Source organism: Sulfitobacter indolifex (assembly GCF_022788655.1).
Lineage (GTDB): Bacteria > Pseudomonadota > Alphaproteobacteria > Rhodobacterales > Rhodobacteraceae > Sulfitobacter > Sulfitobacter indolifex.
In genome coordinates this window covers 2,776,144-2,795,090 of sequence record NZ_CP084951.1, presented here as the reverse complement: position 1 = coordinate 2,795,090, position 18,947 = coordinate 2,776,144, and the positions used below count along the sequence as shown (strand labels likewise).

Genomic DNA, 18,947 nt, shown 5'->3' with positions numbered 1-18,947 from the left:
CCCCCCCCCGTTTTGGCCGGAAAAGGAAGCGCCCGTGCTGACCATCGAGAACATCGAAGTGACCTATCATCACACGGTGCAAGCGCTGCGCGGGCTGTCTTTGGAAGTGCCGGACGGCAAGATCGTCACGCTTTTGGGCACCAATGGCGCGGGTAAGACGACGACGCTCAAGGCGGCCAGCAACCTGCTGGCACTTGAGAATGGCGAGGTGGGCGAGGGACGGATTTCATTTAAGGGCCAGTCGATCATGACGATCCAGCCTGACCGTCTGGTGCAGCAAGGGCTGTTCCATGTGCGCGAGGGGCGGCGGATTTTCAGCGAGATGACGGTGGAGGACAACCTGATCGCCGCGTCTTATGCGCTGGATCAGCGCAAGGCGAAGCCCGACTATGATAAGGTTTACGCGTTCTTTCCCCGGCTGAAAGAACGGCGCCGCCAGATTGCGGGCTACCTGTCGGGCGGGGAGCAACAGATGCTAGCCTTTGGCCGAGCGATGATTGCGCGGCCTGAATTGATCTTGATGGATGAGCCATCGCTGGGCCTTGCGCCCAAGGTGGTGGCCGAGATTTTTGACACGATCAAGCGGCTTAACCAAGAGGACGGCACGGCGATCCTGTTGGTCGAACAGAACGCGGGCGTGGCCTTTTCGGTCGCCGACTACGGCTACATCATGGAAAGCGGTCAGATCGTCATGGAAGGCGATGTGGCCAAGCTGCGTGGCGACAAGGATATCCAGTCCTTCTACCTCGGCATGGGGGAGGAGGGGGGCGAGCGGCAGTCCTTCCGCGATGTGAAGCATTACAAACGCCGCAAACGCTGGCTCAGCTAAGGAGACCGCAGATGGCATTTGATGAGTTCAAAGGCGATTTCGCACCGCTGGTGCGCATGGTGCACAACCATGCCAGCAACCGGCCCACGGGCGTGGCGATGCGGCAAAAAGAATTCGGCATCTGGAATGAGATCACCTGGGCGGGGCTGCAGGAGATCATGCAGGCCACAGCCGCCGGGCTGGTCGATCTGGGGCTGGCGCCGGGTGGCCATGTCGGCATCCTGAGCGAAAACCGCAGTGAGTGGGTGCAGGCGCAGTTCGGCATCAACGCGGCAGCAGGGGTTGTGGTGGGCATGTACCCCACAAGCCCCGCAGCGGAGTTGGAGCATCTGGTGAATGCCTCGGATACCACTGTGCTGTTTATCGAAGATCAGGAGCAGTTGGATAAAATCAAGGAGCTGGACGGGCGGGTGCCGCAGCTTAAACAATTGGTGATCTTCAACCCCAAAGGCACGCGGGGCGAAGACCTATTGGGGCTTATCAGCTTCGATGATCTGCTCGCACGGGGCCGGGCGCGGATTGCTGAACTCAATGACGACCTGCGGGCGCGTCAGGCGGGGATCAAGCCGGATGACACCGCGATGATGGTCTTTACCTCCGGCTCGACCGGGCTGCCAAAGGCGGCTGAGATTTCCTATGGCAACATTCACGCGGGCGTTGGCGTGGCGCGGGATGTCTTTGGAGAGTACCCGCCGGGGACGGACGTGTTGAGTTACCTGCCGCTGTGTCACATCGCCGAACAGGCAGTGACGGTGATTAACGGGTTGTCGCAGCAGTTCGTGATGAATTTTGGCGAGAGCCTCCGGACCATCACGTTGGATCTACGCGAAGTGGCGCCTCAGGTATTTTTCGGCGTGCCGCGCATTTGGGAAAAGATGCAGGCGGGCGTTTTGGTGCAGGCGCAGACGGCGGGGCGGCTCAAGGGGCCGATGACACTGATGGCGCTCAAGGGCGCGCAGCGGCGCGGGATGATCCGGCGCGACAAATGGAGCGCGGGGGACCGGATGGCCCATGCCTTTTGGGACACGCTCGTTTACCGCCATATCCGCAGTTATCTGGGGCTGGGGCGGACGACATTTGCGATCTCTGCCGCTGCGCCGATCAGTGCCGAGCTTTTGGGCTTTATGCGCGGCATTGGGGTCAATATCCGCGAAGCATGGGGCATGTCCGAGACCTCTGGCGTGGGGACGATCCAGCGCTCTTGGGGGCAATGTGACGGGCGCATTGGTTTCCCCGTGAGCGGTGTGCGCACAAAGATTGCCGAAGATGGTGAGGTGCTGTTCACGGGTGGGACGATCTTCAAAGGTTATTACAAAAACCCCAAAGCCACTGCCGAGACCATTCAGGATGGCTGGCTGCACACCGGCGACGTGGGGCGGGAGGAGGCCGACGGCTCAATCACCCTCATCGACCGCAAGAAAGACATCATGATCAACGCAGCGGGCAAGAACCTCGCACCTGCGCATATCGAGAATGTCATCAAGGCGAGCCCCTTTATCAAGGAAGTCATCGCGGTGGCTGACAAGCGGCCCTATGTCACGGCACTGGTGCAGATCGACATGGACACTGTGCGGCTATGGGCCGAAGGGCAGGGGATCGCTTATACCACCTTCCGCTCGTTGGCCGAGCATCCGAAGGTGCAGGAGCTGATCGACGCTGAAGTGGCCCGCCACAACCGCGATCTTGCGCGGGTCGAGCAGGTCAAGAAGGTCTGGCTGATGCGCAAGGAATTGGACCATGACGATGGCGAGGTGACGGCGACAATGAAGGTGCGCCGCGCCAAGGTCTATGAGGTCTATGCCGGGGAAATTGACGCGCTTTATACGTGATCGGTCTCAGAGCACGCCAATCTCGGCCAGCGCCCGGTTCAGTTCCACCGGCAGCTCAGTCTCGTCTTCGCGGCCTTCGGGCAGATCGGGCGGCGCGTCCTCTGGCGCAAGGTAGCGCCAGCCTTGGAACGCGCGGCGCTGGCTGCCTTGGGTGCGGATGATCTCGGGGTCGAGCACGATGGCGCAGCGGCGGATGCCATCGGCGCGGGTGATTTCCTCTAGCCGGACAATGCGCTGCCGGGCCTGAATCACCCCTTTGATGACCCAATAGATTGATCCGCCGTTGAGAATCTCGGCCTCGCGCTTGGGCCACATGCGGGTCACATGGCGCGGCAGACCGTCTTTCGTCCGCACGTCCTTGCGCGCCTGCCATTTGGCGAGGCTCTCGACGCACTCGGTGCCGACCGAAAGTTTGATTAGATTGATGTAGTTATCCAAAAGTTCCCCCGCACCGTTGCCCGAGAATGAGCCTTTATATAGTAGTTCTGCCCTCGGAGCTAGCAAGGTATTGTGGTACACTCAGGAATAATTTCTCACCAAAATGCGATTTGGCCGTTGAGAAATCTGCCCGCCATGTAGTATCGATGCCGCCTCTTAAGTCGCATTCGTGCTGCCTCACGACTCAAAGGAACCATTGTATGTCCCGCTTTACTGCCCCGATCGCCGAACAAATCTGGGATATGAAATACCGTTTTAAAGGGGCTGATGGCACCGCGAAAGACGTCACCGTGGAAGACACCTGGCGCCGCATCGCGCGTGACCTCGCGCAGGTCGAATCGGATGCCGACGGTTGGGAAGACAAATTCTTCGGCGCGCTGGAAGATTTCAAATACCTCCCCGCTGGCCGGATCACCGCAGGTGCTGGCACCGCGCGCCGTGTGACGCTGTTTAACTGCTTTGTCATGGGCACCGTGCCTGACAGCATGTCGGGCATTTTCGACATGCTGAAAGAGGCAGCACTTACCATGCAGCAGGGCGGGGGGATCGGTTATGACTTCTCCACCATCCGGCCCCGTGGCGCGGATGTGCTGGGCGTGTCGGCGGATGCCTCTGGCCCGCTGTCGTTCATGGATGTCTGGGACGCGATGTGCCGCACGATCATGTCCGCAGGCAGCCGCCGCGGCGCGATGATGGCGACAATGCGTTGCGATCACCCAGATGTCGAAGACTTCATCACCGCCAAGTCTGACCCGGCGCGCCTGCGCATGTTCAACATGTCCGTGCTGGTCACTGACCCCTTCATGGAGGCCGTGAAGGCCGACGGCTCGTGGGATCTGCTTTTCGGTGGCAAAGTCTACAAGACCGTGCAAGCGCGTGACCTGTGGAACAACATCATGCAGGCGACCTATTCCTATGCCGAGCCGGGTGTGATTTTCATCGATCGCATTAACGCTGCGAACAACCTGAACTATTGCGAGACGATCGCCGCCACGAACCCTTGCGGCGAGCAGCCGCTGCCGCCTTATGGTGCGTGCCTCTTGGGCTCGATCAACCTCGCGCGTCTTGTGGCACAGCCTTTCGATGAGGCCGCCCATCTTGATCAAGACGCGATGAGCGAGCTTGTCGCCACCGCTGTGCGGATGATGGACAACGTCGTCGACGTGTCGAATTTCCCGCTGCCCGAGCAGGCGAATGAGGCGCAGAACAAACGTCGCATCGGCCTTGGTGTCACCGGCTTGGCCGACGCCCTGCTGATGGTCGGCCTGCGCTATGGCAGCGATGAGGCTGCGGCCCAAACCGAAAGCTGGCTGAAGGCCATCGCCCGCGCTGCCTATCTGGCGTCGGTGGACCTCGCCAAAGAGAAGGGTGCCTTCCCGCTGTTTGACGCCGAGAAATTCCTCGCCTCTGGCACCATGCAGCAGATGGACGACGATGTGCGCGACGCGATCCGCGAGCACGGCATCCGCAATGCGCTGCTGACCTCCATCGCGCCCACCGGCACGATCAGCCTCTATGCGGGCAATGTGTCTTCGGGGATCGAGCCGGTCTTTGCCTATGCCTATACCCGCAAGGTGCTGCAAAAAGACGGTAGCCGGACCGAGGAAGAAGTTGTCGATTACGCCGTGCAGATGTGGCGCGAGTTGAAGGGCGACACACCGCTGCCCGACTACTTCGTCAACGCCCAGACCCTGCCGCCCGCCGACCACGTCAAGATGCAGGCCGCCGCGCAGAAATGGATCGACAGCTCGATCTCCAAGACCATCAACTGCCCCGAAGACATCTCCTTTGACGACTTCAAGGACGTCTACATGCAGGCGTGGGACATGGGCTGCAAAGGCTGCACCACCTACCGTCCAAACGACGTGACCGGCTCGGTGTTGAGCGTGTCCTCGGAAAAGACCGACAAGGCCCCCGCCGACAGCCCCGATCAGGTCAGCGAAGGTGGCGAGATCGTCTATATGTCCGACCCGCTCGACCGTCCGGCCGAGTTGGAGGGCAATACCTATAAGGTCAAATGGCCCGACAGCGAGCATGCGCTTTACATCACGATCAACGACATCGTGCTGAACGGACACCGCCGCCCGTTTGAGGTGTTCATCAACTCCAAGAACATGGAGCATTTCGCCTGGACCGTGGCACTCACGCGTATGGTCTCCGCCGTGTTCCGGCGCGGGGGTGACGTGTCCTTCGTGGTGGAAGAGCTGAAAGCCGTCTTCGACCCGCGCGGCGGGGCTTGGATGCAGGGCAAATACATCCCCTCCATCCTCGCAGCCATTGGCGGCGTGATCGAGCAACACATGATCGCCACCGGGTTTATCGCGGGCGAAGGCATGGGGTTGAAGACTGACCCGCAGGCGAAAGTTGTCGGCTTGGATGCCCCGCGCGGGAAGTCGTGCCCGTCCTGTGGGCAGTTCGATCTGCGGATGGTTGAAGGCTGCATGACCTGCGGGAGCTGCGGGCATAGTAAGTGTGGCTGATTGGGGTAGGGGGGGCATGAGGCAGAAACAGCAATAGCCTTCTCAAAAGCAAGCAATAGCGTGCGCAAGGCCTGTCAAGAGTTAATCCTCTTGACAGGTTCTTGTTTTCGAGGGCCCAATTTATCGTTTAAAGCCGCAGGCTTGTCGTGATCTAGTGTCTCCGGGAGTGTTGCGTCCCGCATTATGCGTAGCTGCTTTGGCTTTGGCTCTCCCGAAAGTTCAAGAGCGAGTTTGCGATGCAGAGAAGCGGTGGTGCCCTGTTTGCCTTCTAAATGAGAGCCATCTTGGGTGGTCGAGAAACAATGAAGCCCAACATTAATTCTCCTCACTGCATCAGATGACAGCTAAACCGGCAGAGAGTTGACACAGACTGCGGGTGTGGCCTATCCGTTGTTCACCATGACCTACAGTATTCGGCATATTCAGGGCGCAATACGCGCCATTTGAACCCCACCCCGGGGACCGGTCACTTCTGTCATTTTTTCAACAGCACTGACGCCATCATTGGCCGGGCATTTGTCCGCGGCTCCCCAGGTTACTCAACCAAAGGAGACAAAGTTATGCCCAACCATCACAAACTCTCGGCAGCCAACAAGATCATCAATAACAGGACCGCATTGCTCTGCGCCCATCGGTATCGTGTGGGGCGCGGTCATGGATAAGCGACAAGCCAACCGTTTTGCCGTTGTGTCGCCCGATCTCGTCACGCCGCGCCTTGCTGATATGGAGCAGGATTTCATCCGCGCCTGGATCCGTATGAAGGGAAACCTCAAGCTAGGGGGCGGCGTTCAAGAGCTTGGCTACCGTCAGGAAAAGAAGGCAAAGGACCTTGCGGCCGATGCCCATTCCCGTCGCTTGCGTCAGGCTGGCATGAGTGGGCTGTCAAAAGAAGCCAAAGCTCAAGTTACGGCCTTGGCCCGTGCCGGCGCAACATTCAATGGGCCCGCCTGCGAGGACGCCGTCTATCAATTCGCGGCTGACCTCCATGCCGAAAGCCCTTGGATGCGAGATGTTTCCGCATGGGTGATGAATCAAATGCTTGCACACGTCGAGAACGGCGGGTCCGGCCTTGCCCTGCCGCCTGTGATCCTCGCAGGGCCTCCAGGAATCGGAAAATCGCACTTTGCACGGCGTCTGGCAGAACTTGCTGGAACGCCATCTCGTTTGATCGATGTGGGCGGCGGCAGCGCCGGATTCCGGATCACAGGGACGGAGAAAGGTTGGAGCACGGCTCAGGCGGGTATTCCTGTTGAGACTATTTTGTCCTCGCATGCTGCAAATCCGGTAATGGTGGTTGATGAAGTTGATAAAGCTGGGGAAATGCGGAGCGAGAGTGGGCGGTCAACAAGTTTGACAACGGCATTGTTGCCTTTGCTTGAAGCAGGCACGGCGCAGCAATTTGAGTGCCCGTTCCACCGATTGCCTTTTGATATGTCTCGCGTAGTCTGGATCATGACAGCAAATGACGCTGTTCTCATTCCAGCACCGTTGCGCGACCGGGCGCGGGTCTTTCATCTTCAAGACTTGAATGCCGAAGATGCTGTCGATCATTTCGACCGGTTGACGAGCCATTGTTGCGACCAAGGCGAACTGGATCAATGTCGTGCTTTCATCGCGCGGATGACAGAGGCACCACGTGGGATTAGTCTGCGCCAGATCCGCCAACTCGTGGAGGCGCTGCAGGTATCGAGTGTGCCATTTGGTCACTAAGAATCCGCAGAATCCATGCGTGGGTCATGCCATGCCATATATGCCAACCGCATGACCGGCGATCAGAATGATTGAGGCCGGTGTGCGATATCATTCGCCTCCAAGACCACCCATTCATAGAGAAGTCCGTAATCCAAGCCGTCAGGGCTGAAAGGGGCAACATCGTATTCGCGGAGCGCGGCACGCAAGGATTGCCAACTTTGGCCCCGCAATATTGCCAGTTCTCGAAGCGTGACGAGTTTTCCTTTGAAGGCAACAATGTCTTTCTCTTGCATGTAATATTGCTGAGCACGGGTTTTCGGGTTCTGCGCCATAGTAGCCGGTGTATGGCCGTTTTTGATCAGGCGCCCGGCTTGTGGCGGCTTAAGGCCAACAGAACGAGCGAACGCCTCAATGGTCATCCCCGGTGCATCAGGCCATTTCAGAAGGCTTTTCAACTCTTCAAAATGAACCAGAATGCTCGCGTAATCGTTCTCGTTGTGCAGCTTCCCGATACGGGTAAGGCGCCCCTCGGTTATCATCTGAAGGATTTGCCCGGGCCGGATCTTCAGTCGCTGACTGGCTTTTGCCAAATCGACCCATTTCTCCCGGGGTATCAGCACCGTTTCAGCGCCTTGCAGGAGATCGTTGATGAACGCGCGCGCTTGCGCAACATCCCACAATGGCTTGTGCCCAACGCCTGAAAGCGAGGGAGGGAGATAACCGTCTTTCCGAAGGAGTTCAAATTGCGAACGGGATAGACTTAACTCGCTCTGAAGTTCTAACGCACTAACTTGACGGTTGAGGCTGTTGAGAAACGGGGCGGCAACTTCAGCGTCGAATACATCCCAACGGTCATCACCTTCGCTGCCTATTATTCCGGCCTCAGCCAATAGCTTGCGCAATCGACGAGGATCCATGCCCACCTCACGGGCTGCTGTGATGACAGAATGCTTGCGCCTTTTCAGCACGGGTTCGCCCAGCAACTCGTCTGTCGGCCCAAGTGGCCAGGTTTCCAAGATATGATCCCGCAAAGTCGCTCGGAACGGTGCGTAGTCGTCCCCTGTCAGGTCATATGAAAGGCGATCATAGAGCACTCCGTATTTCTTCTTGGGACCTTCCCAAGGCTCGCCAATTTCATATTTGAGTTGGTTCAACGCCTCAAAGATCGTGGGTTCTCCCTTGTGCGCAACCTCATAACCCATTTGATAAAGTGCCCATTGTGATCCTTGTTCGACTTTGGAGGTGGAAAACTCCAGGCGAACCAGCGCCCGCCCCAAGAGATCGCAAAAGACGCAAGCTGCGTAAAGTGGATGTTTATCGAGCCAGCCCGTGCTGGATCCATCCAGTAAACGGCGATCCAGATATTCATCAAAATCCGTGGCTTCCCGGGCTTCTCCGTCCAATTCGCCGGACAAGATTACGGGCGCTATTTCTTTGAACCGTTCAGATGTGTCAAAGCGGCGTGTCAGATTTGACTCTTTCCAAAGATCGACCAACGGCAGCTCATGCAGGTGGCAGTATGTCGAATGCCTGGGCAGCCAGTTCCCTTTGATCGACATAGATAGATGGGGAGGCAATTCGGATGCTACAGTGTCTTCGCGCAGGCAAGCGGTGCATCCACGCACGTTTGTTGCGCGGATTCCTGGTGCATGATACGCCTCACCTCGAAAAAGGTAACTTCTGGAAGCAACGTAACGTGGCGACCAAGCGCGGAGATCATTAACGTTGCTGCCTGACAAGTCCGCCAGCTTCTGTAATGCGGCGGGGTCACCATCTATAATTGTTTTGAATGGCAGCCCCATATCCCGTCCGAATTCGGACACTTCAATGCCGTTCCGTGCTGCAAGGCGCGACATCAAAGAGAAACCGGTTTCGTGTGAATTCAAAGAAACCGTGAGTGGTAAGCGATAGGTCAATTGGTGTTCCGAAGTATTCTGCGGTTGCATATAGCGAAAGCTCTAGCTTGTCTTGATATCCTTTTATCGCATCAATTGCAGTCGTTGAGTGGCCGCATGGAGTTAGACCAGCCATGCGGCATGGTTTAGTTATTGAATGCACGTTGGACAAAGAGCATTTTGTAAAAGCCATTCCGCTTCGGCTACCAGCCTTGTCTTTCCGATCTATCGCTTGATGTCCTGACGGGCGGAAAGCCGTCATTCGCTGCACCGGGAAAGAATATCCTCAAAGAAAGCGGCGCTCGCGAGGGTATCGTTTAAACATCTGGCCGAAGCCGTTGTCAGAGGAACTCGATCTGTTAGGCTAACAAGGGATCGATTAATAGTCCGTCGGCGCTCTAAAGGTTATTAACATTATGGTTCAATTGCCTTACCTCCTGTCGATGAGAAGGAGCAGGAAATGGCTGCTATCCAAGCTTCTTGCGACAGCAAGGTAGACGTCGTTGAGGAAATCACCAGTCGCAAACAGGGTCGAGTGTTAATTTTTCCTGCGATATCTCGCCGTTTTGAGCGAGGGTGCCGACTCGCTACTTACTGCGGCCTGATGGAAGGAAGCCTGTGCGTATCGAATCCGTAACCCTCTCCGGCTTCCGCTGTTTTGGTCCCGACCCTATAACCGTGCCGATCGCATCCGAGATCACGGCTGTCGTCGGTCCGAACGCAGCGGGCAAGACCGCGCTGCTTCATGCCCTGTCGAAGCTGTTCGGCGTGTCCCGTGCGCAGCGCACCGTTGAGCGATCTGATTTTCATCTTGGGGTAGATGACGATCCCGAAGACCGAGAGCCTAAGGATCTTTTCATCGACGTGATGATCGGATTGCCAGAGTTGGCCGACGGAACAGCGACGCCAGAAACGATAGCACCATCGTTTCGGCACATGCAGATTGCGAGGGCAGGTGATGCTCCGGTCTGCCGCCTACGTCTTGAAGCGCGATGGGAAGATGACGGCACGGTCGAAGGCGAGGTCTCCCAAGACTTATTCTGGGTGGATACGCTCGACGACGATCCGGGCGAGGACAAGTGCCACCCAGTCTCGGCTGCGGATCGTGGTTTGGTTCAACTTTATTATACGCCCGCCAGCCGGGATGCGGCTGCCCAAATCAAGGCGACTACAGGTGCGCTCGCTGCCCGTTTACTTCGGGCTATCGAATGGTCATCCGAAACCACTGAGGCGGTCGAGGAAGCTTCTGAGGATCTGGCGGCAGCCTTCGAGGAGGAGTCGGCAATCGCAGCTATCGTCGAAGCCCTGCAAAAGCGCTGGTCGAGCCTGCATGATGATATTGTCGATACGAAGCCGCGGCTCAGCTTGGTCAGCCGCCGCTTTGAAGAGGTGGTAAGCAAGATAGCCGTGATCTTCGAGCAGGGACCGGACGGCCAGGAACGCGGCCTAGATGCCCTCAGCGACGGGCAGCAATCACTCTTTTATTTTGCGCTGGCCGCAGCAGTGTTCGATCTGGAGCGCGAGGTGGTCGCCGGAACGGTCGAAGGCTTCCGAGACGACACGCTACGCATTCCTGCGCTTACGCTCTTTGCACTGGAAGAGCCGGAAAACCACCTCTCGCCCTATTTCCTCGCCCGGATCATTCGCCAAGTTCGCTCATTGACCGACACAAGTGGCGCACAGGCCATCGTCACAAGTCATTCGCCGGCGGTTCTAAGCCGCGTCGATCCGCGTGAGGTTCGCTACTGCCGCTGTGATCCGAAGACACGTGTTTCAACGGTCAAAAAGATCAAGATGCCAGCAGGAATCGATGAGACAGCCAAATTCGTCCGTGGCGCAATGCTGGCCTATCCCGAACTTTACTTCGCTCGGTTCGTCCTTCTGGTCGAAGGTGATTCCGAGCGGATCGTTTTGCCTCGCCTTGCCGAAGCGCTCGATCTCCTGATCGACCCCGCCTTCGTCGCGATTGTTCCCTTGGGCGGTCGGCATGTCCAACATTTCTGGCGGCTTTTGAAACATCTAGGTATTCCGCACGCAACGCTCTTGGATCTCGATCTGGGTCGCAAAGGCGGCGGCTTTGGGCGGGTCAAGACGGCAATCGAAAAGCTCGTCGAATTCGGCGCGCCAAAGGCCGAACTCTTGAGAATCGACAAAGGCGTCCTCCCTGATGCCGAACTCGCCCAGATGCATACTTGGCAAGACGCGGAGGACTGCAAGAACCTCGTGGCGTGGGTCAATAGTCTTAAGCCGCATGGCGTGTTTTTCTCGGCACCGCTTGATCTCGATCTCGCCATGCTCGGTGCATTCCCCGACGCATACAAGGCAATCATCCCCAAGAGTGGAGGGCCTAAAATGGCTGCCGATAAGGCGGCAGAGGTCGTGCTCGGGACGGCGGGGCCAGGAAACACGCTCTATACGGGGCCGTTTAAGGACTATCCGGCACTGCTGCCAGCCTATCGCTATCACTTCCTCACCAACAGCAAGCCGGCAACGCACCTCGCTGCCCTGACGCACATCAAGAAAAAGGACCTGGTCAAGAAAATGCCGACCGTATTGGCCGAGGTCCTCAGTCACGTCGCAAAATCATTGCGGCGGGACTAGCCATGGCGGTGCTCTCGCGACGGGCTCGGCCGGATGATTGGAAGCCCGTGGGGGTAGACGCACTCGAAGCGAATGCGCTCAAGGTCGTGCGCTCGACGGACAACCGGTCTGTCATAGCCGGCCCAGGCGCAGGCAAGACGGAGTTGTTGGCGCAGCGTGCCGCCTATCTGCTTCAGACGGGAACCGCACCCGCGCCAAGGCGCATACTCGCGATCAGTTTCAAGCGAGACGCTGCCACGAACCTAGCGGCGCGTGTCCGGCAGCGGTGTCACCGCCATCATGCCGGACGCTTTGACTCCTTAACGTTCGACGCGTTTGCCAAAGGACTAATTGACCGTCTTGGACAGGCGCTTCCTGATCGCTGGCGTCCACGCCCCGACTACGAAGTCATCTTCCCCAACGATCGGGATTACCGAGAATTCCTGTATCGGCAGGTCGGCACACCTCCAGCATCAGTGGGCACCTATGCTGACCTTCAAGGTATCGCAGTGAAAACATTTGAACGGCGTGATCTGGTCGGATCACCGCTACCGTTGGACGGTTGGTCAACCCCGACGGTCGGCCAGTGGGCGGCGGATCGATTTTGGCAAACATCACTCCATGAGGGGAAGAGAAGCGTCCTGTCATTCCCCATGATCGGCCGGCTCGCTGAACTCCTATTGCGCGTCAATCCGATGGCGCGCGACGCACTTCGCCTGACCTACTCGCATCTGTTTATGGATGAGTTTCAGGATACGACACAGATTCAATATGATCTGCTTCGCACGATCTTCTTCGGCACCGAAACGACCATAACTGCCGTCGGCGACAACAAGCAGCAGATCATGCGTTGGGCGATGGCGATGGACGATCCGTTCGTCGCCTTTGATGCCGATTTCGCTGGCAAACGGACACCGCTCTATAATAACTATCGCTCTTCGCCAGAGCTGGTGCGCATTCAGCATATCCTTGCACAAGCCATAGACGCTCGCGCTGTAGAACCAATCTCAAAGACCGCGGTTACGATTGCCGGAGATAGTTGCGCGATCTGGGATTTCTCTACACCGGAGGTCGAGGCGGCTCGCTTGGCTGCATTCGTTGCGTCCGAGATGAAGACACACGCCCTCGGCCCGCGTGATTTTGTTATGCTGGTTCGACAGAAGGCTGCGGACTATGCGGCCGTTCTTGAGCCGGCCTTCAATGCAGCTGGTATCCCGCTGCGTAACGAGGCCGGAGCCGTTGGGGCGGTAGTGCTGCAAGAGTTGCTGGCGGAAGAAGTGTCTGAACTGGCTGTCGTTATTTTGCGCCTCGCCATGACTAAGCGCGCTGGTAGGTATTGGACTGAATGCCAAGAGGCGCTTGCGACGCTGCACGGGATCACGCCAGATGACGAGGCCGCGGAGTCTAGACTTGCCCATGAGCTTGACGCCTACACGCTCAAGCTTTGCAAAGCACATCCGTCTCCGCCGAAGTCGAAGGCGGCGGCGCGAATTATTATTGACGACATTATGGCATTCGTGGGTAAAGATCGGCTGATTGCAGTTCACCCCGCTTATGGTCAGGGAGGCTGGCTGGAGAAAGTGTTGGATGCCGCTGCCGTGCATTTATCCTCGTGTTCAGACAGCGGCGGCGATTGGTCAATGGCACTCGACGCCTATGAGGGCGTTCACGCAATACCACTCATGACGATCCATAAGAGCAAAGGGCTGGAATACCACAGCGTCATCTTCGTCGGCCTTGACGATGGCGCATGGTGGAGTTTTGCCAACGATCAGATCGAGGCCACGGCTGGTTTCTTCGTCGCTTTCACTCGCGCGAAGCAACGAGTCGTCTTTACCTACTGCGCTCGCAGAGGCGCCCGAACCAAGATTGCGACGCTCTACAGTTTGCTGGAAAAGGCGGGCGTCAGGACAATCTCGGTGACTTGAGCTGTGTCGCCAATGTCCGGCGAATGAAGTGCGAACTCAACCCAAAACTGGAAGGGGAAACATAACCGGTTTGAGCAAGCTGCGTTGCAGCAATGCCGGACTTGGCGAATGTCGGCTCAGGGCCGGTAGTTACTCAAAATTATGGACCTTCCTGTGCCAAGCCATGTAGGCGGCTTGGTAGTGTGTCAGCTTGATTTTTTGTTTCCCGACGCCAAGCGCCTTACGGACCCCCCGCTTTAGGTCGTCTGAGATTATCATTTCGCCTTGGTCGGTGAAGCTGATGAAGCCTTGGTCAAAGAGCCTGTCCCATGTCGGCGAAAGTAGTAGGGCGTTCTCGGGATCGAGGCATTCTCGCGGGTCCTGCCGGCAATTTCTCCATGGCTTGATGTGGGAGGCAACCAGGAGTGCGGGTGCCTCGATCTGAGTGATTAGGCAGCAGCCGTATTTTTGGACGACGCGCCGACGGAACAGACCCTGGCCGATACGCGCCTTGACGATCGCCTCGCGGGTTGTTTCGGGAAGTGATCTGTCGGCTATTACCTCCTGCTCGAGCGAGGCGATCTCCTGGGCATCAATGCGGCCGGCGATATTTTTTCAAGCCAGTCTCCCACCTCAGGTGTAATCCAGAAGGTCTTCTTCGACTTCCAAGGCTCAATGCCGAGCCGGTCGCAAAATCCGAGGTAATACGCTTCGGCTACATCATCCTCGTGGTTCCAGATTGTGAAGCCGAACTGGCCACGCAAAATTCCCGGACCCGCTTATTCGTCTCTTTTCCATCCCGCTGCTCCAGCTTTTGATGTCCAAGCACGGTGTTTTCGGTATATCCGACGAAGCGCGACGGGGCGAAGGCGATGCCATCGCCGGTGAGATAGGCAAGGAAGACCGCCCCTCGACCGATCAGGTCGGCATAGAGACCCTTGACCTGACCACCCCCCCCTCCTTGCTTCCTCCAATTCCGCGCAATTGCGTAGTAAATCATCGTAGGTCTCTATTAGGCTCATACCCAGTCTCCTGAAGCACATTCGGTAAGAAATACACACGGCGTGGGGCTTCGCAACATATCGTCTGACCGTCCGCCCTGCCGACCTTCATCCTCCAAAATGCTGGGCAATGGACGAATGGTCGATCTGATGAAGCTGCACCGCGGCGTTCAGGCAGGGACTGAGCGGCAGGTCTGGGCCGGATGCGCTCACAGCATGGAGGGCGGTTTCCGGACATTCGCTGCGGATGCTAGCAACTTCGTCGACGGCGAAAAAGCTGACGTTGAGACGTGCTATTAAACGAAAAGCCATGACTAGCGGTGGGGCTTGTTGTCATCACTGGAAGCATACACACTACAGATATACCTCAAGGCAAAAACTGCTTTAAGCACATTGACTTTGGAGAAAACATGCCAATTTCTGAAACAGCAATACGCCATTGGGCTGACCGTCATGAGTGCCGTAGTAATTTGCCAATATTGGTTCGGCGATTAATCCGAGAAACGACCAATGGATTGGTTTCAATTCGGTTCCCCGGCAACGAAGCTGTCGATCTAGCTGGCCTAGACGGTCAGGTTGAGAATGAGCGGGCAACACCGAAAGTTCCTGGGGGAGTCAGTGTCTGGGAGCTAGGTTGCAACCAAAACCCTCGGGCGAAGGCGGAAGACGACTTTAGAAAACGAACTGATGAGACCTTGCCTGCTGAACGTGCAGAAAGCAGTTATGTCTTTGTTACTCCGAGACGATGGAATGGCAAAGGCGAATGGCTTGCCGAGAAGCTTCTTGAAAGCAACTGGTCCTCGGTTCACGCCTATGACGCAATCGACTTAGAAACATGGCTCGAAGAAGCACCGGCCACTTCTCGCTGGCTTGGCGAAAAATTTGGTATTGCGTCTCCTACATTAAAGACGCCGCACGAGTGGTGGCAGGGTTGGGCAACAGCGTCAAACCCTCCAATCACGATGAACTTAGTTTCGTCGAGGCGTCACAATGAAAGGGAAACGCTACTTTCCAAGCTCCGGGATGGAGATGCAGTCGTCCCGGTTCAGGCTGATGATCGGAGCGAAGCGGTCGCATTCGTAGTTGCCACACTGATTCAAGCAGATGCACTGGATATTCTTGACCGAACGTTGGTCGCAACGTCGGGCAACGCAAGGATTCCGGCAAGTTCTAACCGCTTGATCGTCGTTGCCGATCTGACCGAAGGAGAAGAGCTAGACTTCGGTGACAGAAGAAACGTCACGATTGTTCGTCCGTATCCCAAGGGACGCTTAGATGTTAGAGAGGCACTGCTGTTGTCTCATGTTCCTTCGAGCACTTTTCGTTCGGAACTGGAAGCCATGGGGCTTCCGCAAGACGAAGCCGAAAACATTGCCTTGAAGACGGGTCATTCTGTGCCAGTTTTGCGTCGGCAACTATCGAATGACCCCGATGTTAGACGTCCGATTTGGGCGCGAGATCGCCCGTCAGCGCGTCTGCTACTTCCATTTGCATTGGCAGGTTCTTGGGCGGAAGGCGGAAACACTGATGAAGCCGTAATCCAGCTTCTCGGCAATCTTGAAGACGGGGATATCAAGCAAGTTCGCGACGACTTGTTGGCCTTGGAAGACGCTCCAATTGCTCGCTACGGGAGCGTCAACATAGTTGTCTCACAACTCGACGCGCTTTTCGCTGTTGGGCAATATGTTGAACGAGCCGACTTGGACCGTTTCTTCGAACTGGTTCCAGAGCTTTTGGGAGATCGCGACCCTGCGCTCGACCTTCCCCAAGATCAATGGTGGATGGCCAACGTCCTAGGTCACGAACGCAGTTATTCGGGCGCGCTGTTATCGGGTATCGGCGACACACTTTGCATCTTGTCAATATACGGAAATGGACTTTGCGGCGACAGGTTAGGGATCAACGTTGCGCATCGCGCGGAACAAGTTGTTCGAGCGTTAATGCACAACGCCAACGAGGAACGCTGGCTTACCATTCGCGGTCAACTTCGCACGCTTGCCGAAGCCTCACCCACTGCATTCTTGGATTGCTTGGAACACGAACTTCGACGCCCCGTTCCAGCCATCAGCGCAATCATGGGAACTGTAGGAGGTGGCATCAGCGGCGAATGCCTTAGAACAGAATTACTTTGGGCATTGGAGTTGTTGGCATGGCAACCAGCTTTCTTCGCCCGTGTGGCAGAAATTGTGTTCGATCTGAGAGCACTTGAAGTTCAAGACAATTGGTCGAACTCCCCGCAATCGACTGCTCGATCATTGTTCTTGGCATGGCTTCCAGCCACCGCGCTTGGAGCCGCAGATAGAATGAGGGTTTTGCGCGATCTCTCTACCCGCTTTCGCGGCCCAGTAATCGATATTTGTATCTCTTTGCTACCAAGAGGTGGGCCGGGGTTTGCGTCCAGAACCGCGAGGCCACAATGGCTCGAAATCTTGGAGCAGGTTCCCGAACCAAACGATGCGGAGGTTCTTGAAGTTGCAATCGAGTCGAGCAACTTGATGCTGGATTTGGTGCCATGCGACAGAAACGAACTCGAGAGTTTTATTGAGGTTGCGACACGCCTTCACCCAGACGATCTGGAACGTCTAGTCAACGAGGTTGAGCGTTGGGCAGGTGATGCTTCCGACGATGACAAAGCAGAACTTCGACATATACTTCGAAGACGAGAAACCATGCGTGCATACGATGAAGAGGAAGGAGCAGAACAACTCATCGCGGCGCTTCGTCAAATGGAAGAAGCACTTGAACCTCAAGACCCGACTGCGCGTCACCGTTGGCTGTTCGAAAACGGCTATGTTGAATGGCGCGCATTGGAGGGAGAAGAGGCAGAGGGGCGTTTGACTTGGCAGCAGCGAGAAACGCTTGTCGAAGAGCACCGCAGGGCCGCACTTACGGAAATTCGAGATCAATTAGGAGATGACGCAGTCCTCCCTTTTGCTCTTAGTGTCAATCAACCGGATATTGTCGCGCGGCTTCTGGTTTCTCCTGACACGCCTCCGGACTCCGTAGCAAACTGGATTGAAACCATATTGGGCGAAGAAGCAAACGAGGCGTCCAACGCATTCCTGAGACAGCTTCTTTGGAATGCAGGCCTCATAGACTTACCCACAATTTGCAACGATCTCGAGGCAAGAGCGGTCCTCCAAGACGAAGGAACTAAGAAACGATTTGCAGAGCACCTGCCCTGTCGCACTTGTGGTTGGGAGGCCGCAGAGGCTTTGGGGGATGATGTGGCATCTGCCTACTGGAGTTCGGTCTCCATACACATCCGGGACGACACAGAACCGAACGACGCCGAATATGCAATTCGAAGGCTCCTCGAAGTCAATCGACCTCGCTCTGCGTTTTCTGCTGTTGCATACACTCCAGAACGCCTGCCTGTAGATCAGTGGACACACATCCTTCAGGCTGTCGCGTATGGTGAAGAACCGGACGGACCGTTTCCAGATTCATACAGACTGAACGGTGTTTTCCAGCGTCTCGATGCGGCAGGTCAAATGTCCGATGAGCAAATAGCAAATCTCGAGCTGCCTTTCGTTCCGATGCTTTGCAATCATGGACACCGCAATCACGAGCGCACTCTCGCAGTCCACCGAGAACTTGCACGTGATCCTGAGTTTTTTGTCCAATTGCTACAATGGCAATATGCACGAAGGGACGGTAGCGATGAACCGGCTCATGCTGAGTTCACTCAAGAACGACGAGAGCTTCTGGCGAGATTGGCATATCATGCCTTACGAGGCTGGAATGAAGTCCCCGGCTGCGATGCAGATGGGGCAATCGATGGAAATACATTTAACCAATGGGCTGATACCGCGTTGCGGCTCGCCGCTGAAGTCGACCGTAAAGAGGTCGCAGAGATACACTTTAGCGGGCTGATAGCACGCTTTGCGCGGCAAAGATCGTGGGGCGATTGGTTACCTGACAGCATCCTGGACTTCATGAATCGTCCGGAGAACACTGAATTGCGAAATCGGTTCAAGATGGGCGTAAGCAATGCACGCGGTGTAACTAGTCGCGGTCCTTACGATGGCGGAGAGCAGGAACGGCATCTCGCCTTACGCTATCGAGAACTTTCAACTCGTTACGGGAACTCACATCCAAGAGTATCTACTATGCTGATCTCGATTGCAGAGGACTACGAAAGGGATGCATCACGACATGATGACCAAGCCGCAGTAGGTGAGCGTTGGCGTCCATAAGCGAGTTCCGCAAGGTCCCGCAGGCAATGGAGCTCTCCAATCATCAAATTGTGCAAACGCAGCGAATGGCCGGAATGACGAGCCGCACCGCAGCATC

Annotated in this window: 11 protein-coding genes; 7 read left to right on the top strand and 4 right to left on the bottom strand. The window is 56.5% G+C overall.

Annotated elements, in window-relative coordinates:
- The first annotated feature begins 34 nt into the window (after positions 1-34).
- Both DSM14862_RS13675 and DSM14862_RS13670 read left to right on the top strand, forming a co-directional pair.
- Positions 35-829, top strand: a complete 795-nt coding sequence (locus DSM14862_RS13675; RefSeq protein ID WP_007117860.1) for an ABC transporter ATP-binding protein — start codon at positions 35-37, stop codon at positions 827-829.
- Positions 830-840: 11 nt separating this feature from the next.
- Complete coding sequence (locus tag DSM14862_RS13670) at positions 841-2,658, top strand: AMP-dependent synthetase/ligase (RefSeq protein WP_007117859.1); 1,818 nt, start codon at positions 841-843, stop codon at positions 2,656-2,658.
- 6 nt (positions 2,659-2,664) lie between these two features.
- On the opposite strand, the gene DSM14862_RS13665 is transcribed toward DSM14862_RS13670, so the two are convergent.
- Entirely contained in the window at positions 2,665-3,096 is a 432-nt protein-coding gene (locus DSM14862_RS13665; protein ID WP_007117858.1) for a DUF1489 family protein, read from the bottom strand.
- Positions 3,097-3,296: 200 nt separating this feature from the next.
- Here DSM14862_RS13665 and DSM14862_RS13660 point away from each other — a divergent pair, with 200 nt between their 5' ends.
- Together DSM14862_RS13660 and DSM14862_RS13655 are read left to right on the top strand one after the other, a co-directional pair.
- The gene (locus DSM14862_RS13660; protein WP_007117857.1) at positions 3,297-5,576 is read left to right on the top strand and encodes an adenosylcobalamin-dependent ribonucleoside-diphosphate reductase; all 2,280 of its coding nucleotides are present in this window, start codon (positions 3,297-3,299) and stop codon (positions 5,574-5,576) included.
- 654 nt (positions 5,577-6,230) lie between these two features.
- Positions 6,231-7,286 (top strand): AAA family ATPase, encoded by a 1,056-nt coding sequence (locus DSM14862_RS13655; protein ID WP_007117856.1) that lies wholly within the window; start codon positions 6,231-6,233, stop codon positions 7,284-7,286.
- Between the two features lie 62 nt (positions 7,287-7,348).
- Here the strand turns inward: DSM14862_RS13655 and DSM14862_RS13650 are convergent, their stop codons facing one another.
- Complete coding sequence (locus DSM14862_RS13650; RefSeq protein ID WP_040700616.1) at positions 7,349-9,184, bottom strand: TniQ family protein; 1,836 nt, start codon at positions 9,182-9,184, stop codon at positions 7,349-7,351.
- A 597-nt stretch (positions 9,185-9,781) separates the two neighbouring features.
- Here DSM14862_RS13650 and DSM14862_RS13645 point away from each other — a divergent pair.
- Both DSM14862_RS13645 and DSM14862_RS13640 read left to right on the top strand, forming a co-directional pair.
- Positions 9,782-11,764 carry an ATP-dependent nuclease gene (locus DSM14862_RS13645; protein WP_007117854.1) on the top strand — a complete coding sequence of 661 codons (1,983 nt, stop codon included), beginning with the start codon at positions 9,782-9,784 and terminating at the stop codon, positions 11,762-11,764.
- Positions 11,765-11,766: 2 nt separating this feature from the next.
- Positions 11,767-13,671, top strand: a complete 1,905-nt coding sequence (locus DSM14862_RS13640) for a UvrD-helicase domain-containing protein (protein WP_007117853.1) — start codon at positions 11,767-11,769, stop codon at positions 13,669-13,671.
- 129 nt (positions 13,672-13,800) lie between these two features.
- On the opposite strand, the gene DSM14862_RS21945 is transcribed toward DSM14862_RS13640, so the two are convergent.
- Entirely contained in the window at positions 13,801-14,058 is a 258-nt protein-coding gene (locus tag DSM14862_RS21945; protein ID WP_407705373.1) for an HNH endonuclease, read from the bottom strand.
- A 307-nt stretch (positions 14,059-14,365) separates the two neighbouring features.
- Complete coding sequence (locus tag DSM14862_RS13635) at positions 14,366-14,650, bottom strand: hypothetical protein (RefSeq protein WP_007117851.1); 285 nt, start codon at positions 14,648-14,650, stop codon at positions 14,366-14,368.
- A gap of 411 nt (positions 14,651-15,061) precedes the next feature.
- On the opposite strand from DSM14862_RS13635, the gene DSM14862_RS13630 reads away from it, so the two are divergent.
- The gene (locus DSM14862_RS13630) at positions 15,062-18,850 is read left to right on the top strand and encodes a hypothetical protein (protein ID WP_131541658.1); all 3,789 of its coding nucleotides are present in this window, start codon (positions 15,062-15,064) and stop codon (positions 18,848-18,850) included.
- Positions 18,851-18,947: the final 97 nt, after the last annotated feature.